The organism is uncultured Desulfovibrio sp. (assembly GCF_944324525.1).
Lineage (GTDB): Bacteria > Desulfobacterota > Desulfovibrionia > Desulfovibrionales > Desulfovibrionaceae > Desulfovibrio.
Genome location: NZ_CALUWS010000052.1, coordinates 1 through 19,401, shown reverse-complemented (window position 1 = coordinate 19,401; position 19,401 = coordinate 1). Strand labels below are relative to the sequence as shown.

At 65.7% G+C, this 19,401-nt stretch carries 17 protein-coding genes; 3 read left to right on the top strand and 14 right to left on the bottom strand.

Annotation, left to right across the window (positions count from 1 at the left end; all coding sequences use genetic code 11):
* Positions 1–259 precede the first annotated feature (259 nt).
* The 3 genes from Q0K12_RS10795 to rfbF all read right to left on the bottom strand — a co-directional run bounded on the left by Q0K12_RS10795 (position 260) and on the right by rfbF (position 2,887).
* Positions 260–805, bottom strand: coding sequence for a dTDP-4-dehydrorhamnose 3,5-epimerase family protein (locus Q0K12_RS10795; RefSeq protein ID WP_297262832.1), 546 nt, complete (start codon positions 803–805; stop codon positions 260–262).
* Between the two features lie 6 nt (positions 806–811).
* Positions 812–1,930 (bottom strand): CDP-glucose 4,6-dehydratase, encoded by a 1,119-nt coding sequence (gene rfbG, locus Q0K12_RS10790; protein WP_297262830.1) that lies wholly within the window; start codon positions 1,928–1,930, stop codon positions 812–814.
* Between the two features lie 192 nt (positions 1,931–2,122).
* Entirely contained in the window at positions 2,123–2,887 is a 765-nt protein-coding gene (gene rfbF, locus Q0K12_RS10785; protein WP_297262828.1) for a glucose-1-phosphate cytidylyltransferase, read from the bottom strand.
* 213 nt (positions 2,888–3,100) lie between these two features.
* Between rfbF and Q0K12_RS10780 the strand changes: the two genes are divergently transcribed.
* Entirely contained in the window at positions 3,101–3,739 is a 639-nt protein-coding gene (locus Q0K12_RS10780; protein WP_297262826.1) for a hypothetical protein, read from the top strand.
* Positions 3,740–4,069: 330 nt separating this feature from the next.
* Here the strand turns inward: Q0K12_RS10780 and Q0K12_RS10775 are convergent, their stop codons facing one another.
* The 5 genes from Q0K12_RS10775 to Q0K12_RS10755 all read right to left on the bottom strand — a co-directional run bounded on the left by Q0K12_RS10775 (position 4,070) and on the right by Q0K12_RS10755 (position 8,825).
* Positions 4,070–5,266: an MFS transporter gene (locus Q0K12_RS10775; RefSeq protein WP_297262824.1), complete on the bottom strand. Its 1,197-nt coding sequence runs from the start codon at positions 5,264–5,266 to the stop codon at positions 4,070–4,072.
* 198 nt (positions 5,267–5,464) lie between these two features.
* Complete coding sequence (locus Q0K12_RS10770) at positions 5,465–6,028, bottom strand: tetratricopeptide repeat protein (RefSeq protein WP_297262823.1); 564 nt, start codon at positions 6,026–6,028, stop codon at positions 5,465–5,467.
* 428 nt (positions 6,029–6,456) lie between these two features.
* Entirely contained in the window at positions 6,457–7,167 is a 711-nt protein-coding gene (gene cmk, locus Q0K12_RS10765; protein ID WP_297262822.1) for a (d)CMP kinase, read from the bottom strand.
* Positions 7,164–8,297, bottom strand: coding sequence for a histidinol-phosphate transaminase (gene hisC / locus Q0K12_RS10760; protein WP_297262819.1), 1,134 nt, complete (start codon positions 8,295–8,297; stop codon positions 7,164–7,166). Before hisC ends, cmk begins: the two co-directional genes overlap by 4 nt.
* Positions 8,298–8,372: 75 nt before the next feature.
* On the bottom strand, positions 8,373–8,825 hold the full coding sequence (locus Q0K12_RS10755) for a universal stress protein (protein WP_297262817.1): 453 nt from the start codon (positions 8,823–8,825) through the stop codon (positions 8,373–8,375).
* Positions 8,826–9,047: 222 nt separating this feature from the next.
* On the opposite strand from Q0K12_RS10755, the gene Q0K12_RS10750 reads away from it, so the two are divergent.
* Complete coding sequence (locus tag Q0K12_RS10750) at positions 9,048–9,554, top strand: hypothetical protein (RefSeq protein ID WP_297262816.1); 507 nt, start codon at positions 9,048–9,050, stop codon at positions 9,552–9,554.
* Positions 9,555–9,991: 437 nt separating this feature from the next.
* Here Q0K12_RS10750 and Q0K12_RS10745 read toward each other — a convergent pair whose 3' ends face one another.
* The 6 genes from Q0K12_RS10745 to Q0K12_RS10720 form a co-directional block, all read right to left on the bottom strand.
* Entirely contained in the window at positions 9,992–10,783 is a 792-nt protein-coding gene (locus tag Q0K12_RS10745; RefSeq protein ID WP_297262814.1) for a 4Fe-4S dicluster domain-containing protein, read from the bottom strand.
* Between the two features lie 309 nt (positions 10,784–11,092).
* Positions 11,093–12,589, bottom strand: coding sequence for a hydrogenase (locus tag Q0K12_RS10740; protein ID WP_297262812.1), 1,497 nt, complete (start codon positions 12,587–12,589; stop codon positions 11,093–11,095).
* A 4-nt stretch (positions 12,590–12,593) separates the two neighbouring features.
* Entirely contained in the window at positions 12,594–14,108 is a 1,515-nt protein-coding gene (locus Q0K12_RS10735) for a proton-conducting transporter membrane subunit (RefSeq protein WP_297262810.1), read from the bottom strand.
* A gap of 21 nt (positions 14,109–14,129) precedes the next feature.
* Positions 14,130–14,753 (bottom strand): hydrogenase-4 component E, encoded by a 624-nt coding sequence (locus Q0K12_RS10730; RefSeq protein ID WP_297262808.1) that lies wholly within the window; start codon positions 14,751–14,753, stop codon positions 14,130–14,132.
* A 12-nt stretch (positions 14,754–14,765) separates the two neighbouring features.
* Positions 14,766–15,701: an NADH-quinone oxidoreductase subunit H gene (locus Q0K12_RS10725; RefSeq protein ID WP_297262806.1), complete on the bottom strand. Its 936-nt coding sequence runs from the start codon at positions 15,699–15,701 to the stop codon at positions 14,766–14,768.
* On the bottom strand, positions 15,698–17,719 hold the full coding sequence (locus tag Q0K12_RS10720; protein WP_297262804.1) for a proton-conducting transporter membrane subunit: 2,022 nt from the start codon (positions 17,717–17,719) through the stop codon (positions 15,698–15,700). Before Q0K12_RS10720 ends, Q0K12_RS10725 begins: the two co-directional genes overlap by 4 nt.
* 371 nt (positions 17,720–18,090) lie before the next feature.
* On the opposite strand from Q0K12_RS10720, the gene Q0K12_RS10715 reads away from it, so the two are divergent.
* The gene (locus tag Q0K12_RS10715) at positions 18,091–18,915 is read left to right on the top strand and encodes a TatD family hydrolase (protein ID WP_297262802.1); all 825 of its coding nucleotides are present in this window, start codon (positions 18,091–18,093) and stop codon (positions 18,913–18,915) included.
* The last annotated feature ends 486 nt before the right edge of the window (positions 18,916–19,401 follow it).

Sequence of the window (19,401 nt, the reverse complement as noted above, 5' to 3'; positions counted from 1 at the left end):
GGGGAACCTTTTGTTCACAAAAGGTTCCCCTCCCCGAAAAGAAAAGCCGCGTCCCGATGCCCCCACCAACATTTGGTTAGAGCCTTTTTGTGCGGCGTTTGGCTGGCTTGCGGTCGTGCGAAGCTTTTCGATGTCACGCCGCCCGGCATCTGGACAAGCAAAGTTTTTGGGAGGGGAGGGGTTCGGGGAGGGGGACCTTTTGTCCACAAAAGGTCCCCCTCCCCGAAAACAAAAGCCATTCTCCCTGCCAGAACGATATTCAGCGTTCCCAGCTGTAGGGGATGCGCGGGCTATCCAGGGGAAGGGTTTCGCCTTCATCGGGGTCGTGGGGGATGTCTGCTCCGTTGCAGAGCAGGGCGGGTTTGTCGCCCACGGCGGCAAAGGCGTACCAGACGCCCGTGGGGATGCGCAGCAGGGCGTAGGCGTCGGGACGGCCGAGCTCCAGACGGCAGAGGACGCCCTGCGTTGGGGACTGGGGCCGGTCGTCATAGAGCACCAGGGCCATGCGTCCGCTGGGCACGGCAAAGTGCTGCGTCTGGCGGCGGTGGCGCTTCCAGCCTTTGACGTGCCTGGGCAGCACCTCGGAGAAGTAGACTTCCCCCAGGTGCAGGCGTCCGTCCGCTGCCGGCGCGTCCGGGCAGGGGCAGCCGGGGCGCAGGGGGGCCGTCGTCTTGAGCATGTGCAGGACGGCGCCGCCCTCGGTATCGATGAGGCGCAGCGGCAGCAGCCACGCGCCGTCGATGCCCGTACCGCGAGGGGTGTCATCGGCCGGAGCCGAGGTGGAAAGGGTGATGACCGGGGGCATGACGTCCTACCTTATCCAGAGCTGTTGCCGCTGTTCGGCGGCATTGCAGTAAGCCGCGATCTGCCCGAGGCTGAAATCCAGCAGGGACTTGCCGGCCTGCTTGCCGCCCTCGCCGCGGTAGAAGCGGTGATACCATTCGGCGGTGAAGCGGATGGTCTCCTCGAAGTCCAGAGTGGCTTTCCAGCCCAGATGGGCAAGGGCCTTGTCGCAACAGAGTTTGAGCAGGGTGCACTCCTTGACGCCGGCCTGCGCGTTGGGGTCCGCCTCGCTCACGAAGCCCGGCCAGTGGGTCGCCAGCGCCGCCACCACCTCGGCCACGGTATTGTCGACGTCCGCCGCCGGGCCGAAGTTGTAGGCTTCGCCGCGCACGGCAAAGGGGCCCTGACGCATGCCCAGCAGGTGTGCGCCCAGCCACAGATAGCCGGAAAGCGGCTCCAGCACGAGTTGCCACGGCCGGGTGGCCCAGGGGCTGCGGATGCGCACGGGCTGTCCCGCGGCCCAGGCGCGCGCGCAGTCCGGCACGATGCGGTCCAGCGCCCAGTCCCCGCCGCCGATGACGTTGCCTGCCCGCGTGGTGACGCAGGCCGGGCCGTCGCTGCCGAAAAAGCTCTGGAAGTAGGAGTGGGCAATGATCTCCGCGCAGCCCTTGGAGGCCGAATAGGGATCCGCGCCGCCGAGGTGGTCGGTCTCGCGGTAGCCCCAGACCCATTCGTCGTTGCGGTAGCACTTGTCCGAGGTGATGAAGACCGCCGCGGCCACGGACGGGCATTGCCGCAGGCCTTCCAGCACGTTGAGCGTGCCTATCATGTTGGCTTCAAAGGTCAGGGCGGGCTTGTCGTAGGAGAGGCGCACCAGCGGCTGGGCCGCCAGATGGAACACCATGTCGGGCCGGAATTCCCGCAGGGCGCGGCAAACGGCGTCACGGTCGCGGATGTCGCCGCGGTAGTCCCGCAGGTGATCGGCAAGCCCGATGGCCTCGAAATGGGAGGGGGAGGTGGGCACGCTGTCGGAAAAGCCCGCCACTTCCGCACCAAGGCTCACCAGCCAGGCGGCAAGCCATGAACCCTTGAAGCCGGTATGTCCGGTAACGAAAACGCGACGCCCCTTGTAGCAATCGGCAAACATGTCAATCCCTTGTGTTATAATGCGCAACGGCCTGCCGCGCACCGGACGGCACGCGGCAGGTCGGAAAAAAGTTCGGGAAGGGGAGGGCGGGAGGGCCCGGGACGCATGAGGCTTCCGCGGCGGCAGCCGGTGAGGCGGCGGAGCCGCAAGGGGGGAAAGGCCATGCGGCGGGAAGCGTCATGCGTGCTGCCCCTAGATCCAGAACGCCTTGCCCGTATCCCAGAGCTCGTTCAGCTTGAGGGAATCGCGCAGCGTGTCCATGCACTGCCACTGTCCGGGATGCGGATACATGGAGAGCTGCCCTTCGGCCGCCAGGCGCTGCAGGGGTTCCTTTTCCAGATCGCAGGACTCGTCCTCGCTGAGATAGTCGAGGAATTCCCGCTTGAAGACAAAGAAGCCGCAGTTGATGTATTCGTCCAGCACGGGCTTTTCCTCCCAGGAGAGGATCTTGCCCTCGGCGTCCGTGCGCACCGTGCCGAAGCGCGACGGCATGCGTACGCCGGTAAAGGTGCCGATGGTGCCGGATTTTTTGTGGAATTCCACAAGCTTGTCAAGGTCGATATCCGCCACGCCGTCTCCATAGGTCACCATGAAGCGGTCAGTGTCGATATAGCGTGCCACACGCTTGAGCCGGCCGCCCTTGAGGGTCTCCTGTCCGGTATCGCAGAGGGTCACCCGCCAGTCCACGATCTCGGTGGGATGGGCCGTGATATCGCCGTTTTTCAGGTCCACGGTGAAATCCGTGTTGCGGATGTTGTAATCATGGAAATACTGTTTGATGACCTCACCCTTGTAGCCGAGCGGCAGGATGAAGTCCTTGTAGCCGAAGCGGGCGTAGATGGACATGATGTGCCAGAGCACCGGGCGTCCGCCGATCTCCACCATGGGCTTGGGTTTGATGGCCGTTTCTTCGCGCAGGCGCGTTCCCTTGCCGCCGCACATAATGATGACTTTCATTGTGCCTCCGTTGTGTGCCGTCCCATGCCCGCGACAGGCGGGCTGTCGGCATGCCCCCCTTGTAGCAGAGAGCGGCGGGGAAAAAAAGCCCCGCCCGCAGGGTCCGGCCGGGAGGCGTCCCCGCGCCGGGCCTTGCAATCCCTGCGCCCTGTGCTAGCCTGCGGGCAAGCGTCTCCCCTCACGAGGAGGGGGGACATACCCAAGGAGTGCGACATGTCCTTCTTTCATCGTTCCGCCGGATGGCTGACCCCGGCTCTGAGCGCCGTGCTGCTGACCGCCTGCATGACTTCCGGCCCGGAAAAGACGCTCGGCGAGATGGCCGATGCCCTGAGCGCCAACGACAGCGCCGCCTTCATGGCCAATATGGATCTGAAACGCTTTGCCGACAACGAGATAAGCAATATGACGCAGGAGAGCCGGGGCCTGAACATGCTGGACTCGCTGGGCCGTCGTCTGGGCATCGGCGGGGTGGACAAGATGCTCAACAGCATCGTGGATGTGGAGAACGACCTGCGCCAGCACTTCCAGCGGGGCGTCAGCACGGGCGAGCTCATGGCCGACTGCCGTCAGGCCACGACGCCGGACTGCCCGTGGGTGCCTGAGTCCCTCAAGAAGGCGAAGGTCGTGAAGCTCAACGAGACGGCGGCGGTGGCCTCCGTCACTACTCCGGCGGGCATGACCTCCTGGCTCGCGCTGCGCAAGCAGGGCGAGAACTGGCAGGTGGTGGGCCAGGCCGTCATGGAAGATACGGCCCGCAAGTACGCGCTGGGTACGGCCGCGCCCGCCAGGACGCAGCAGCCCGGCGGAGACAGGAAGCCCGCCGAGGGGAAGACCGCACCTGTGGACATTTAGCGGCTCTGAGCGTCGGTCAGGGACTCTGATGGCCGCAAGGCCGTCGCTTGCGCAGCGCAAGGCGGACGTGAGCCTGCGGGCTGCCATGAGGCCTCGTAGAAAATGGAAGGCGTGCCGTCCATACGGACGGCACGCTTTTTTTGTCGCCGGGCGGTCCCTTCCCGCGCGGCACGCTTGGTCATAGAGCGTTCTCCGTTTGAAACGTTTTGCGTTCTCAACCATACGGCCTGTCGTTTCGGGAAAAAACGCGGTTTTTCGTCGGCCTTCAGAAAAAACGCCAGCCGGGCAGGGAGGGCTGTCCGGCTGGGGCGTCAACGGGGATGATGTCCGTCAGGCGACTTTTCGGTAGAGGCTGCGGTCGTCCACCCAGAGCCAGCCGAGCAGCGTGGCCAGACCGGCAAGGCAGGCCATGCCGCCCATGGCCGTCACGCTGTCCGGCCAGAAGGAGAGCCCGCAGAGGAACATGGAGGTGCTGCCGAACAGCAGGCCGCCGCTGTTGATGAGGGCCGTCATGGTGCCGGTATCCGTGGAAAGCTGGTTGAGCATGAGCACGGTGGAGGGCGGCCGGGTGGCGCTGGAACAGAAGCTGATGGGCGCGCACCAGAGCGCGAAGATGACGGGATGCCAGTCCCCCATGCACAGCAGGCCCACGCCGGAGAGGACGATGGCGGCCAGGAAGACGGTGAAGAAGCGGCGCAGAGGCCATGTGGCGAACCAGCGCCCGTAGCAGAGGGGGCCCAGCAGGCTCATGCCGGCGTTGATGGCGAAAAAGAGACTGTACGTCTGGGGCGAAAGGCCGAATATCCCCTGATAGATGTACGAAGAGACCGCCAGAAAGGCCATGAAGGGCATGCAGACGGCGGAAAAGATCAGCAACAGGCTGCGGAAGCCGCGCTGACGCAAAACATAGCCGATGCGGCCCATCATCCGGCCGAGGCCGCCTTCCGTCCGTACCAGGAGCGTTTCCCGCAGCAGCAGAGCCCCGCCTCCGGCCAACAGGCCGCAGAAGGCAAGGCAAACGAAGATGCCGCGCCAGGAGGTGAAGGTCAGCAGCAGGCCGCCGATGACCGGGGCCAGCATGGGCGCAAGGATGGTGATGGTCTGGATCCAGGTGATGACCCGCGCCATGACCGGCCCGCGCAGCACGTCCTTGACGATGGCCAGGGACATGGCGCTGATGCCGCCGCTGCCCACTGCCTGCACGCCGCGCCAGAACAGCAGGCTTTCGATGGATGTGGACAGGACGATGGCCACGCTGGAGACGACATAGAGCACGGCCCCGAGCAGCAGCACGGGCCGCCGGCCGGCCTTGTCGCTGTACGGCCCCCAGAACAGCATGGAGAGGGCGAACAGCAGGAGGAAGCAGCTGATGCTGAGGCTGGACAGGGCGTCGGTGGTGTGGAGCGTGGCCGCCATGCTGGGCAGGGCCGGAAGATACATGTCGGTGGAGAGAGGTGCAAAGGCGCTGAGGAAGGCAAGATAGGCGATAAGCCAGCGATTGCCCAGGGCAAAGACTTTGCGGGGCATAGGTGATCCTTTACGCGCCGCGTTCGTGCCGCGGGGGTGTCGAAACACTGCGCGGGTACGGCAGCCCGGGGATCGCCGCCGGCCGGCATGCACGCCCGTCTGCCGAAAAAAAAGAGATTTCCCGGCCTTCAGCCAATCCAAAGGCCGGGAAATCGTGTGGGGAGGGGAGTATGTACGGCGCTCGGCATCACACGGATGCTAGGCGCTCAGTGTCTCAAGAAGGGCGCGGGCGCTCTCGTGTTCAGGATTGGCGGCCAGCACCTGCTGCAGGAGCTCACGCGCTTCGTCCTTGCGGTCAAGGGAGATGAAGCAGCCGGCCAGGGTCACGCGCATGGCCTCGGCCTGCATGTCCGCATCAATGGCCGCCTGCAGGTAGGGAATGGCTTTTTCCACGCAACCGGCGGCATAGGCCGTACGCACCATGCCATTGAGGGCCACGATGCCGTCACTGGCCATGTCCAGCGATTTGGCGAAGGCGTCGAAGGCTTCCTGCGCCTTGCCCTGCTCCATGAGCACGAGGCCCATGCCGCAGTACGCCTTGCTGTCCGGCTCGACGGAAGCCGCCTTTTTGTACAGCACCAGAGCGTTGTCCAGCTCGCCGCGCTGCACGGCGATGGTCGCCAAGCCCATGAAAGGAGCGGAAATCTGCGGATTTTCGGTCAGCGCCTTGCGGTAGTATTTCTCCGCTTCGTCATAGTTTCCCATGAACAGGTAGCATTCGCCCAGTTCCTTGTTGATTTCGTAATCAAGCTGATTTTCCATGTGCTCCTCGTCCTGAAAGGCTTGTTGCGTCTGATTCGTTACGAACGCCCTTTCAATGCATGTCTCGTGCCAAAAAAAATTTATCCCGCTATTCCGGGGGGCCTGAAAGCCGGCGTCGTTTTTTGGGAAAAAAATGCCGTCCATTTTTTTGACAGTTGCCCCTTTTTCGGGGGCTCAGGCCAGGAACTTTTTGCCGCAAGGTAAAAAATTCCTACGGGAACCCGCTGAATTTCTTGAAAAAAAATGAAGCGGCCGCAACGTTCCGCCGGCATGCCCCCGCGATGGCGGCACCTTCTGCCCAGCAGGGGCAGCCACCCGCCTGCGTTGGCGTGAGGCGAGGCCGGGCAAACAAAAAGGGAGCCCCGGCCCGGCCGGGACTCCCCTCCATCACGACCGGCATATGCCGGCCCGGGAACAAAATGTGCCGCTTAGGGCCGTTCGCCGCAGGCATGCAGCAGAGCGGCCCCGCCATGCACGCTCACGACATGGAGCAGCGCACCCAGGACACCTTCGATATCCAGGGAGGAGGTATCCACCACCACGGCGTCCGGCGCGGCGCGCAGCGGGGCGATGGGGCGGTTCCTGTCCATGGCGTCCCGTTTGCGGATCTGCTCCGTCAGTTCGGCCAGATCCGCCGACTGGCCGCGGGCTTCCAGATCGCGCAAGCGGCGCAGCGCCCGGACTTCGGGGCTGGCATCCAGAAAAAACTTGAAACGGGCGGTGGGAAAGACCACCGTCCCCATGTCCCGGCCTTCCACCACCAGCGGCCGCTGTCCGGCAAGCCGGCGCTGCGCTTCGCAGAGGAAGCCGCGCACCACGGGAACCTGTCCCAGTTTGGCGGCCAGCATGCCGACCTCCTCGGTGCGGATCTCGCCGCGGACCGGCACGCCGTTGCAGCAGATGCGCGTGCCGGCGCCGTTGCCTTCCAGCGAAAAGACATGAGCGGCGCAGGCCTCCCGCAGGCGCTCCTCCCCCCAGGCATCGGCTCCGGCCCCCAGCCGCAGGGCGAGACAGCGGAACATGGCCCCGGTATCCAGATAGGCGATGCCGAGGCTCTCGGCCATGCGGCGGGCCAGTGTCGTCTTGCCGACGCCGGCCGGTCCGTCAAGGGTCACTACAGGCAGCGGGGCGGACGTCATCGACATTCCTCCAGAAAGGCCTGCAGCAGAGAAAGGAAGCGGGCATTCTCTTCCGGCGTGCCGACGCTGACGCGCAGATGCTGCGGCAGGTCATAGCTGTTGAGCGGCCGGATGATCAGGCCGCCGCGCAGCAGATGGTCCACGCAGGCCGCGGCATCGGCCCCGTCCGGCAGGCGGAACATGACGAAGTTGGCCGCGCTGGGCCAGACGGCGCATCCGGCGGCGGCCAGTTCCCGGCTGAGGTACTGCCGCCCTTCCCGCACCGTGCGCAGGGTGGCTTCCCGAAAGGCCGCATCCTCAAGGGCGGCCAGTCCGGCTTCCTCGGCCAGCAGGTTGACGGAAAAGGGCAGGCGGGCCCGCCAGCAGTACTGGGCCAGCGCTTCCGGCAGTATGGCATAGCCGAGCCGCAGCCCGGCCAGTCCCCAGCTTTTGGAGAAGGTACGCAGTATGGCCACATTGTCCGGCAGGCAGCCCCCGGCCAGCAGGGAGGCCTGACGCTCGTCGTCCTCGCTGTCGCCCACGAAGTCCATGTAGGCTTCGTCCACCACCAGCAGGCAGTCCGGGGCGCGCCGGGCCAGTTCGGCGGCCAGGCGTTCCACGTCCGCGCGGGGCGGACAGTAGCCGGAGGGATTGTCCGGCGTGGTCACGAAGACGAGGCGGGTGCTCTCGTCCACAAGGGCGAGCAGGGCCTCGAAGTCGAAACTGAAGTCCTCGCGCAGCGGCTGGCGGCGCACCTCGACGCCGCAGATCCGGCCCTGTATGGGATAGATGGAGAAGCAGGGCGAAAAGCAGACCAGGGAATGCTTGCCCGGCACGAGCAGCACGCGCAGCAGCAGGTCGATGATCTCATCCGAACCGTTCCCGACCACGATGCGCTCCGGCGCCACCTTGTGCCGGCGGCCGAGAGCGGCCGTGAGGCGCGGGTTGCCGCCCTGCGGATAGCGGAAACTCAGCGCGGCGGCGCGCTGCAGGGCCTCGCAGACCATCGGGGAGGTCCCCAGCGGGTTTTCGTTGCTGGCCATCTTGATGACCTGCGTGAGACCGTATTTTTCCTTGATTTCGGCAATGGACTTGCCGGGGACGTAGGCCTTGAGGCCCAGGATGGCCTCACGAACGGGGGATGTGTACATTGTGGCTCCCATGCAGCCGGAAAAAGCGGACAAAAAAAGGGCGCGACCCCAAGGTCGCGCCCGTAAAGGCAGGGACTATTCTTCTTCGTAGGTAGGACGGATGGTCAGCACCGGCATGGAAGCGTTCTTGACGACCTTTTCGGCCACGGAGCCGAACAGGATGCGGTCGATGCCCTTGCGGCCGTGCGTCCCCATGACGATGAGGTCCACCTTTTCCTCTTCGGCGCGGCTCAGGATCTCTTCGGCGGCATAGCCGATGAGCACATGGCCCTTGGCGTCCACGCCCGCGAAGTTTTCCGCCACGAAGGCTTCCATGGACTTTTCGGCCCCGGAAACAATCTCACCCACGAAGTTCTCGATAGTGTTCGGCGGCACATGGAAGCCCACATACTGACTCAGCGAGGGGGCCGTGTACACGACGATGATGCTGGCGCCAAGGCCCTTGGCAAGCATGGTGGCGTATTCGGCCACGGACCTGCTGTGGTCGGAGAGGTCGACAGCGCAGAGAATCTTCTTGATTTCCTTCATGATATGCTCCAGTGCCTTTCCGGCTCTTACTGGGGAGAGCCGTCCCGGCCGTGCCGGAACCGGTCGTGACGGCTTCATCTTCTTGTGGTTTTATAGTAGAGTCTTTTCCGGCGTTAGACAAGTCCTGCGGTCAGCCGGCCAGCACCGGGAAAAAAACGCCGCTTTTTCCACTGGAACGGTTGTTGCATGATTTCTAGGCGAACGCCAACCCTGGAGGCGAACATGAAGGTAGACAATACATCCATAGAAGCGTTGCTGCAGCAGCAGGAACAAACGGCGATCCGCCGCGCGAGCGGCGACAGTAGCGCGTTTGAAGCGGCTCTGGCCCAGGAAATGGGCATGAGCGAAGCTGCCGGCAGCGCCGCCATGCCCCCCATGCCGGGGGCCAACCGTGCCGGTCTCATCAGCCGGATGCTGCTGGGCGACACGGAAGAATCTTCCGCTCTGACCCCGGATGAAGCCGTTTTCGAGGAAGCTTTTTCCCAGGCTTCCGGCGCGCTGGATCTCTGGGACTCCTACACGCAGGCACTTGGTTCCTCCCGTGCCGAGTCCTCCCTGCGTGATGCCTATGCCCTGCTTGAAGGCATAGACACGACGGTCTCCAACCTGCGCAAGGACACTTCGAGCCTGCGCGGCCAGAATCCCGGCTTCGATTCCCTGCTCAACGAGCTGGAGATCCTGACCACCACGGAAAAGATCAAGTTCAACCGGGGCGATTACCTCGTTTAGGCAAGGCGTTCCTTATCGGGATCATCCCCGGCGGCAGCCCTTTCTGTAAGGGGCGGATGCCCATCCGGCGGTATGAACCGAGACCGAACGTGGGGAGAAAGCATTTTCAGAACGCCTTGAGAGGTTTTCACCAAGCAAAAAGGCTGCGGAGCGTCCTCCGCAGCCTTTTTGCTTATCTGTGCATGTTTTTTTTACCGCATATTCCGTTGGAAGCGCTTTGCCTCTCCAACCATGCGGCCTGTCGTTTCGCGGAAAAAAGGTGGTTTTTTCGTTCTCGTGGGGCCGGGCGGCGCTGCACCCGCCGCCTCGCGTTTTGCCATGTTCAATGACAAAACGCTCAAAACCGACGCTTGTCTGACGGCGTGGCCGGCGGATGCACGGGGATGCCTCCGCCGCCGTCTCTTCGCGGCGTCAGTCTCCCGACATGCCGCGTCTTCTCAGGCCGTCCAGCTCGCCGTATCCGTCCGGGCCCGCAAGAGACCGTCCAGGATGCTCCACGGATGGGGCGGACAGCCCGGCACGAAGACGTCCACAGGCATCAATTCCTCAAGACCGTTGGCGCATTCCGCATTGTCCCGGAAAAGGCCGCCGGAGATGGCGCAACTGCCCACGGCCACCACGATACGCGGCTGCGGCGTCGCGCCCAGGGTGGCCAGCAGGGCTTCACGCATGTTGCGGGTGACGGGCCCGGTCACCGCAAGTCCGTCGGCATGGCGGGGCGAGGCCACCATGTCGATGCCGAACTTGCCCAGGTCATAGACGAGGGTCCCCAGCACGTTGATGTCCGCCTCACAGGCATTGCAGCCGCCGGCGCTGACCTGACGCAGTTTGAGCGAGCGGGAAAAAAGACGGCCGGAGCGGCGCGGCGGCGTCAGCGGCCGCGGTTCGCGGGTCAGGATCAGATCCTCACGGCAGAAGGTCGCCAGATGATGATCGCCGGTGAAGCGGATGCCGCCCTGCGGGCAGGCCCGCGCACAGGCACCGCAGAAAAGGCAGCGTCCCATGTCCAGGGCCGGGCCGCTGGCCGCGCCGCCGGGGCCGGGGGCGTCCGGCGAGAGCAGGCGGATGGCCCCGGTGGGGCAGGCCTCCGCACAGGCGCGGCAGTCGCCGCAGGACACGGCAAGGATCTCCGGCCGTCCCGGATAGCGGGCGGGCAGGCCCGGCTGCACGCGGGGATAGTCCAGCGTGCGGTATTTCTGATGCAGGCGTTCTTTAATGATATGCAGCATGGCTTACCGCCTTGAAGAACGTGGGGGGTGAAAGATGTTGGAAAAAAACGGCGGAGCCGCATTCCCCTTGCGGGACTGCCGGGTGCGTGTTGACGAAAAATTTACAAATAATTTTAATAGATAGAATAAATAAGTTGTACACGCTCCGCTTGTCTTTGGGGGCGGGGTCGCCTCATCTCCCGTATCTTCCCTTGATAAAAGCGCGCTGGGGAAGGGATGGGGGGCTTGGGGGGAAGGGGAACCCCTCCCGCGCTGGCGGAGGGGTTCCCCTTCCCCCCAAAAATAACCAGCATACCCCCCTGACGGCTCCTACAGGTCATGGCCGCAGTAGGAGAGGTTGAAACTCTTGTTGCACAGGGGGAAGTCCGAGATCTGCTGGCCGCGCAGGGCCGCTTCCAGACCGGCCCAGTTGTGGAACGAGGGGTCATAGATCTTGTAGCAGGCCAGCCGGCCCTGGGCATCGGTGATCCCCACATGGCAGATCTCGCCGCGCCAGCCTTCCACCTGCGCCACGGCCAGCCGCCCGGCGGGCAGGCGGTCCGGCAGCGGCTGACAAATGGCTCCTTCGGAATGGGAGAGCGCTTGTATGTCCGTACAGGCCAGATCCACCGAATCGGCCAGTTCCCGGCTGCGCACGCGGGCGCGGGAAAGCACGTCGCCGCCCTTTTCCACCCGGATCTGCGTCTCGCAGAGCGGCAGGCAGGAAAGAGGCGCGTCGAAACGCGCGTCGCGGGCCAGGCCGCAGGCTCGCGCCGCCACGCCTACAAGGCCCAGCGTGCGGGCCGTTTCGGCGCTGATCTCGCCGGTCTCCTCCAGTCTGTCCATGACGCTGGCCGAGGCGAACATGACTTTCACCGCTTCCCGTACGTCTCGCCAGCAGTGGCGCAGACGATCAAAAAGGCGGGCGCACAACTCGGCATCCACATCCACCGACACGCCGCCGGGGCAGACCCAGTTGCGCCCGAAGCGGTTGCCGCAGACCTCCGCCGTCAGGTTGAGGAAATCCCCGCGGATGCGGCCGTTCCAGGCCGAGGTGGGCAAAAAGCCCGTATCCCCGGCAATGGCCCCCAGATCGCCGGTATGGTTGGCCAGCCGTTCCAGCTCCAGCCCCAGGCGGCGCAGGCGGTTGGCACGCTCCGGCACGGTGACGCCCGCCAGCCGCTCCAGCAGGGTGGCGTGGGCCGTGGCGTGCCCTATGCTGGTATCCCCGGCCACGCATTCCATGAGGCGCGCATGAACGGGATGCGGGCCGCTCAGCAGGCGGCGCTCCACGTCCCGGTGCTGGAAACCGAGGCTGATCTCCAGATGCATGACGTTCTCGCCGTAGCACTGGAAGCGGAAATGCCCGGGCTCGATGACCCCGGCGTGCACCGGGCCCACGGCCACCTCGTGCACTTCCTCGCCGTCCACGCGGTAATGGGTGAGCTGGGCCGGGCCGGGCCGCTCGCCGGGCGTGGCGGTCAGGCAGCCGTGCGGCACGAAGCGCACGGGCTTGAGCCAGGGATGCCCTTCCGGGCGGATGTCCCACTGTTCCCAGAGCTCGCGTTCAAAAAGATGCGCCTGCGGACAGTCGGGCGTCAGGGAGACATACCGCGTCAGGGGCGCGGTGCGCATCGCCCGCAGGAAACGCTCCCCGCTGTGGGCGACGATGGCGCAAAGGCCCGTGCCGCCGTCCCCGGGCAGGCCGAAGAGCGCCAGCAGCCGCCCGCCGCCGCGTATCTGTTCCAGCACGTCCCGCCGCAGGTCCTCCACGGGCAGGACGGGCACGTCGGCCAGGGCAACGGATTGCTCGTAGTCAAAGACCATGATTTTAGCCTCCTATGAGCGCGGCCGCGCGGCGCAGGATGTTTTCGAGCCAGGCGGGCGTATAGACGCCGAGGCAGAGCACCAGCATGCCCAGGCAGAGCGGCGGCAGCACGCTGCAGGCGCTTTCCGGCTCGGCGCGCTGCATGTCGCGCGGGCGCGTGCCCTGCACCATGCGCAGCACCGGGATGGACATGCCCACAAAGATGACGGCCAGCGCCAGCAGATAGCAGGTGGCCACCAGCCAGCGCCCCTGACTGAGGATGCCCTTGAGGATGAGGAATTCACTGACGAACAGGCCGAACGGCGGGGAGCCGACGATGGCCAGAAAACCCGCCGTCCAGAGCGCGCCGGTCATGGGCATGGTCCAGCGCAGACCGCGCACGTCGTAGCTGGACAGGGTGTGGTAACGGGCAAGGATGTTGCCGGCCAGCAGGAAGAGCATGCACTTGGTCAGCGAATGGCCCACCGCATGGAACATGGCCCCGAAGACCGCCGAACCGCCCAGCCCGATGCCCAGGGCAAGGATGCCCATATGCTCCACGCTGGAATAGGCCAGCAGGCGCTTGTAGTGCCCCTGCCCCACGATGAAGATGGCCGCCGTGAACAGGGAAACGATGCCGAAGAAGACCAGCAGCCCGCCGCTGAAATCGCCCAGCCCGGCCGCCAGCATGATCTGATGCCCGCGCAGGATGCCCAGCAGGGCGCAGTTGAGCAGGGCCCCGGACAGCAGGCCGGAAACCAGGGACGGGGCCTGACTGTGGGCGTCCGGCAGCCAGTTGTGCAGGGGCGCGAGGCCCATTTTCGTGCCGTAGCCCACCAGCAGGAAGATGAAGGCCGCCTGCAGCCAGGGCGACTGCACGCCGTAGAAGCCGCTCGCCCGCACCTCCCGCGCCATGTTCACGAAGATGCTTACCTGATCCAGCCCTTCTTCCATGACCAGACCGGGCCGGTAAAAACCGATGGAGAGCAGCAGATTGCCGATCAGGGCCAGCGCGATGCCCACGGAACAGATGATGAGGTATTTCCAGGTGGCTTCCAGCGACTGCTGATGCCGGTGGAAATAGATGAGCGGCGCGCTGGCCAGGGTCGTGCCTTCGATGCCCATCCAGAGCGCGCCCAGATGGCGGGTGGTGGTGACCAGCGTCATGGCCGCCAGAAAGAAGCAGAGGCAGGCCGTGAAGCGTCGTTCCGGGGCGTTGGTGAAGCGGCGTCCGTCCAGAAAGCCCGTGCGTTCGCCCTTGAGGGCCTCGTCACGCAGATAGCCCACGCCGTACCAGCTCGCCGCGCAGAACAGCGTGCTGGCCAGCGTCAGGAAGAGCACGCCCACGGCATCCGGCTCCAGCAGGCCGAAGAAGGCGGAAGGCGTCTCGCCGCGTCCCACGGCCAGCAGGGTGAGCAGACTCAGGACAAGGTGCGTGACGGCCACCAGCAGGAGCAGGCCGCGCCGCACGGTACGGGACGGCAGCAGCAGGGTCAGCAGGCCCGCGCACAGCGGAAAAAGAAAGAGGACCTCTAACATGGCGATCTCCGTCCGGCGGCACTAGTCCCGGAGGTTGTGGAAGCGGTTGACGTCGATGGACTCAAAGGTGTCGCTGATATGATTGATGGCGATGCCCATCACGAAGACCGCCACAAAGATGTCCAGCAGCAGGGTCAGCTCGAACCAGATGGCGCCGGCGCTCATGAGGGGGATGCCCAGCAGGAAGATGCCGTTTTCCGCCACCAGATAGCCCATGACCTGCGAAAGCGCGGTGACGCGCCCCACCACCAGCACCAGCCCGCAGAACAGCGTGGTCAGCGCCGCCGGCAGCAGCAGCGGCGGGAAGAGGCCGGGCGGCATGGGCAGGCGGCCTTCCAGCCAGAAGGAGAAGAGCAGTCCGCCCATGCCCGCCAGCACGGCCCAGCCGTAGCCGAAACGGGGCCGCAAGTGCGGCTCCGCCCCGATGCGCCGCCGGGTGCGGTTGAGCAGATAGGGCAGGATGCCCCCCTTGATGATCAGGACGGCGGGCGCGAGCAGCATGTGATCCAGCGCCAGCAGCACGCCGGCCAGCAGCACGCCCTGCAGGGTGATGAGCCGGATGAGGCTGCGCAGGCGGTCCACGCCCAGCAGGGCGAGATTGTTCAGCGTCAGCACAAGAAGCAGCAGTTGCAGAAAACTGGTCATGGCACAGCCTCGTCAGCGGATCTGGGTCAGGATCAGGGCCAGGGCGGCCAGGACGCCCGCGCCGCCCAGCAGCCGGGGGACCGAATACATGCGCAGGCGGGCCATGACCGACTCCACCACGCCCACCAGCACGGCCATGAGCAGGATGGTCGCCAGCCAGCAAAGGGCCTGCGCCCACCAGGCGGGGAAGTCAGGCACCAGTATGCCCGCGGGCAGGGCCGCGAAAAACCAGAGCTTGAGCGCGGAGCCGTACAGGATGTAAGCGAGGTTGGGGCCGGAATGGTCGAGGATCATGACCTCATGGATCATGGTCAGCTCAAGGTGCGTGTTGGGGTCGTCCACCGGGATGCGGCAGTTCTCCACCAGCAGCAGCACGAAGAGCACCACCGGCACGAAGAGCAGTTCGGAGCGGCCCAGCAGCCATTCCGTGCCGGGGCGTCCGCCCAGCATGCCGGAGAGGGAGAGATGCGTCTCCAGATCCAGCGCCCCGCCCACACAGGCCAGAGCCAGCAGACAACTGAAGAGCACCGGCTCGGCCAGCGCGGAAAAGGTGGCCTCGCGGCTCGCGCCCATGCCCTCGAAGGAGGAACCCGTATCCAGCGCCGCGAGGATGACGGCAAAGCGTCCCAGTCCCAGCAGATAGGCGGCCAGCAGGAAATCCCCCTGGAAGGCCAGCGGCGAGGTGACGCCGCCCAGCGGCAGCAGGGCCAGCGCGCAGAGCGCCGTAGCCAGCGAGACCGCCGGGCCGAGCGAGAGCACGAAACTCGCGCTGCGGCTCACCACCTCGCCCTTGCGCAGCAGTTTGAAGATGTCGAAGTAGAGCTGGAGCAGCGGCTTGCCGTGCCGGCCGGCGAACTTGGCCTTGACGCGATTGATGATGCCCGGCAGCAGCGGAGCCAGCAGCAGCGCCAGCACGAACTGGACAAGATAGGCGGTGAGCGGGCTCATGCGTGCATCCCCCAGATCAGCAGGGCCACAAGAGTGACGAGGATATACAGAATATACAGGTAGATCTTGCCGTGCTGCACGATCTTCAGCGCATTGCACAGCCGTTCGATGGCCTCGAAAAGCGGCGTGAACAGGCTGGTGCGCACGCGGTCCGGCGCGGCGATGGTCAGCGAGGCCTTGCCCGGGAAGAGGCCCTCCCCGCCCTTTTCCGTGATCTTGAGGCCCATGACGGAGCCGAACAGGCGGCCCAGCGGCTCGGAATAGGAGGCCTCGGTATACTGGATGCGCGGCGTGCCGAACTGGTAGCCGCAGCCCCAGGTCTCCCGGCATTCCACGGGCCGGCGTCGCAGCAGACGGCAGCGCACGAACAGCAGGAGGGCCGTCAGCAGGACGACGGCGCCGCCGACGGCGGCGATGATGTCCAGGATGTGCCCCACCTCATCGACGGCGCGCGCCCCGGACAATTCGGCCAGCGGCGGCAGATGGGCCGCGATCTGGGCCGTGGGGGCCACCAGTTCGAAACAGCGTCCGGCCAGCAGGCCGCCGCACACGCAGGCCGCCGCCGGGAAGAGGAGCGGCCAGAGGGTGCGCCAGCCCGCCGCATGCGGATGCTGGGCCGCCTCGCTGCGCGCATCGCCCAGGAAGGTGATGCCGTAGGCCTTGGTATAGGCGGCCAGCGCCAGTCCGCTCACCAGTCCCAGGATGACCAGCGAGAGCAGCAGGCCGAGCTGCAGCTCCACCGTGGGCAGGCTGGCCCCGTCCAGCAGGGAGAGCGCCAGCACGAATTCTCCGGCAAAGCCGTTGAAGGGCGGCAGACAAGCGATGGAGGCCGCCCCCAGCAAGAACAACCCACCCACCAGCGGCAGGCGTTTCTGCAGGCCGCCCAGGCGGTTCATGGCCACGGTGCCCGTGGCCTGCTGCACTTCGCCCGCGCAGAGGAAGAGCAGGCCCTTGAAAGCCGAATGGTTGAGCATGTGGAAGAGCATGCCCGCAAAGCCCAGCGTGGCGATCCACGGATGACCGCTGGCCGCGCCCAGCACGCCAGCGCCGATGCCCACCAGCATGATGCCCACGTTCTCCACGCTGGAATAGGCCAGCAGGCGCTTGAGGTTGCTTTGCGCCAGGGCCTTGAGGATGCCCATGAGCGCCGTGGCCAGCCCCAGCACCAGGATGCACCAGCCCCACCAGAGGGGCGCGTCCACCGGCTGGCCCAGGAAGTCGAATCCCCGCAGGATGCCGTAGAGGCCCGCGTTGATCATGGCCCCGGACTGCAGGCCCGCCACATGGCCGGGGGCCGCCGGATAGGCTTCCGGCATCCAGACATGCATGGGCGCTATGCCGGACTTGGCCCCGAAGCCCAGCAGGCCCAGCAGGAAGAGGGCGGACGTGTAGCTGGAATGCTCCTGCGCGGCCAGCACCGCGAAGTCCGTGCTGCCGCCCACCTGCCAGAGCAGGGCGAAATAGGCGATGAGCAGCACCGCCCCCAGATGCGCGGCCACCAGATAGATCCAGGCGGCGTCCCGCACCTTGCGGTCGCTGTCGTCAAAGTCGATGAGGAAGAAGGGGGCAAGGGACATCACTTCCCAGGCGATGAGGAAAAGCACCGCATCCCGCGCGGCCAGCACCACGGCCATGCCCGCCACCAGCAGCACGTAGAAGAACCAGTGCGCCGCCAGATTGTGTTCCTCCGGCCGGGTCTTGCGCAGGGAAAGCCCGCCGGACAGGGCGCAGACGGCCCCCAGCCCGAAGACCGGCAGCAGGAACAGGCGGGTGAGCGGATCAAGCCCAAGGGAGAACTCGCCCAGCGGCAGGCCCCAGGACAGGCTGAACTGGAGGATCAGCTCCCACGGCCCGCTGAAGACGCCGGCCAGCCCCAGGCCGCAGGCCGCCACCACGCAGCCCGGCCCCAGCACGTTGGCCAGCCGCGCCACCCGTATCGACGGCGGCAGTCCGGCCAGCGCCAGGAGCGCGACGGCCGCAACGCCCAGAAGAACTATTGCCAGAACAAACAAGGACATGCCCACACTCCGTGGAGAGGCCATGCCGCCGGCGGCCCGCCGTTGCGGCGTTGGGGCGGGGTGCGCCCCCTCTCCCTTCCGAAAAATCTTTTTCCGGTCCATGCCGGCCGGCGACGGGGCCGGGGATCGTTCGCCGCGCGCACGTCCCCCGGCAAGTCCGCGAAAAAATGCCGGGCCGGAAAAAACGCTCTTTGCCGTTGCCGGCGCGGAAAGGAGGCCCCGATGCGCGCCCTGCAAACGGCGCGCACACCATACGCCGAATGCCCGCCGCATGCAATGTTCGGCAGCGGGGATTTTCCGCTGTTTTTGCCTGCTTGCCAGTCGTGCCGGGCCCTGCTACCACAGGGCGACACCGCAAAGGGAGAGATGTCATGTCCCACAAGAAAGTACAGCGTACGGATCCGCTCACCCAGAGTCTGCCGCCCGTGGGGGTGGACAGCCATGCTCACCTTGCCGGCAGCGAGTTTGACGCCGACCGCGAGGAGGTCCTTGCCCGCGCGGCCGCCTGCGGGGTGGCCCGCATCGGCAACATCTTTCTGGAACCGGCGGCCTTTGCCGAACAAAAGCGCCTGTTCGACGCTCATCCCGAAGTCTTTTTCGTGCTGGGCATCCATCCCTGCGAGGGGCAGACTTGCGACAAGGCCGCGCTGGAACACATGCGGCAGGCCTTTGCCGGCGAGCCGCGCCTGCGCGCCGTGGGGGAGATCGGTCTTGATTTCTATTGGGACGATTGTCCGAAGGAATTGCAGTATCAGGCCTTTCTCCAGCAACTCGATCTGGCCCGCGAACTGGCAAAGCCCGTGGTCATCCATTGCCGCAACGCCGAAGAAGAGACCCTTGCCCTGCTGGAAGGGCGCGGCTTTGCGGACTATCCGCTGCTCTGGCACTGCTTCGGCGGCGCTCCGGCCCTGGCGCGGCGCATCGTGCGCAATGGCTGGCACATTTCCATCCCCGGCCCGGTGAGCTATCCGGCCAATGCGGCCCTGCGCGAGGCCGTGGCCGTCATCCCCGACGACCGTCTGCTGCTGGAGACCGACAGTCCCTATCTTTCCCCGGTGCCGTGGCGCGGCAAGCGCAACGAACCGGCTTTCACCGTCTTCACCGTGCGGCAGATGGCCGAGGCTCGCGGTGTGGCCCCGGAAGAGCTTTGGCAGCTCTGCGGCGACAATGCCCGCCGCTTCTTCGGTCTGGAATAGAGCGGGGCGGCGTTTCGTTCTTTCTTTTTCTCTTTTTTTCCGCTGGCTTGCGGATGTTGCCCGGCATCGGGGCTTGGTCGCCTGCGCGGCGGCATCTTTTTTCTTTCTTATTTCCGCCGTCGGCTTGCGGCTGCTGCCCGGCATCTGGGTATGGTCGCCTCCCGGCGAGGGGCAGGGGGTGAGAGGGGCGTGCCCCTCTACACCCCCTACGCCCCCGTACTCCCCCTTGTCCGTGTGGCGGCGGGCGTCGCTGTCGTATCACGTGTACCCAGTTCGCCGCTCGCCGCAGGGGGCGGTCGGCGCGGATCTTCCCGCTTCGCGGGCGATATGCGCGCCTGCTGCGGCGCTCCCGCATTGCGGGGATCGCCTCCGCGCCCCGGCTCGCTGGGCTGGCGGGATGTCTCCCGGTCTGCGCGTTGAGCGGCGGTGAGCGTCGTCCCGGCAGGAAAGTTCCCGCATGATTGGCGGGGAGCATTCCCCTTGGAT

What these genes read in the sequence shown, in the direction of transcription:
- Q0K12_RS10755 (WP_297262817.1), bottom strand. Translation starts at nt 8,825, where the DNA reads ATGAAGGAAATCAAGAAGATTCTCTGCGCTGTCGACCTCTCCGACCAC.
- Q0K12_RS10780 (WP_297262826.1), top strand. Translation starts at nt 3,101, where the DNA reads ATGTCCTTCTTTCATCGTTCCGCCGGATGGCTGACCCCGGCTCTGAGC.
- Q0K12_RS10735 (WP_297262810.1), bottom strand. Translation starts at nt 14,108, where the DNA reads ATGTTAGAGGTCCTCTTTCTTTTTCCGCTGTGCGCGGGCCTGCTGACC.
- Q0K12_RS10750 (WP_297262816.1), top strand. Translation starts at nt 9,048, where the DNA reads ATGAAGGTAGACAATACATCCATAGAAGCGTTGCTGCAGCAGCAGGAA.
- rfbF (WP_297262828.1), bottom strand. Translation starts at nt 2,887, where the DNA reads ATGAAAGTCATCATTATGTGCGGCGGCAAGGGAACGCGCCTGCGCGAA.
- Q0K12_RS10715 (WP_297262802.1), top strand. Translation starts at nt 18,091, where the DNA reads ATGTCCCACAAGAAAGTACAGCGTACGGATCCGCTCACCCAGAGTCTG.
- rfbG (WP_297262830.1), bottom strand. Translation starts at nt 1,930, where the DNA reads ATGTTTGCCGATTGCTACAAGGGGCGTCGCGTTTTCGTTACCGGACAT.
- Q0K12_RS10730 (WP_297262808.1), bottom strand. Translation starts at nt 14,753, where the DNA reads ATGACCAGTTTTCTGCAACTGCTGCTTCTTGTGCTGACGCTGAACAAT.
- Q0K12_RS10740 (WP_297262812.1), bottom strand. Translation starts at nt 12,589, where the DNA reads ATGGTCTTTGACTACGAGCAATCCGTTGCCCTGGCCGACGTGCCCGTC.
- cmk (WP_297262822.1), bottom strand. Translation starts at nt 7,167, where the DNA reads ATGACGTCCGCCCCGCTGCCTGTAGTGACCCTTGACGGACCGGCCGGC.
- Q0K12_RS10725 (WP_297262806.1), bottom strand. Translation starts at nt 15,701, where the DNA reads ATGAGCCCGCTCACCGCCTATCTTGTCCAGTTCGTGCTGGCGCTGCTG.
- Q0K12_RS10775 (WP_297262824.1), bottom strand. Translation starts at nt 5,266, where the DNA reads ATGCCCCGCAAAGTCTTTGCCCTGGGCAATCGCTGGCTTATCGCCTAT.
- Q0K12_RS10770 (WP_297262823.1), bottom strand. Translation starts at nt 6,028, where the DNA reads ATGGAAAATCAGCTTGATTACGAAATCAACAAGGAACTGGGCGAATGC.
- Q0K12_RS10795 (WP_297262832.1), bottom strand. Translation starts at nt 805, where the DNA reads ATGCCCCCGGTCATCACCCTTTCCACCTCGGCTCCGGCCGATGACACC.
- hisC (WP_297262819.1), bottom strand. Translation starts at nt 8,297, where the DNA reads ATGTACACATCCCCCGTTCGTGAGGCCATCCTGGGCCTCAAGGCCTAC.
- Q0K12_RS10720 (WP_297262804.1), bottom strand. Translation starts at nt 17,719, where the DNA reads ATGTCCTTGTTTGTTCTGGCAATAGTTCTTCTGGGCGTTGCGGCCGTC.
- Q0K12_RS10745 (WP_297262814.1), bottom strand. Translation starts at nt 10,783, where the DNA reads ATGCTGCATATCATTAAAGAACGCCTGCATCAGAAATACCGCACGCTG.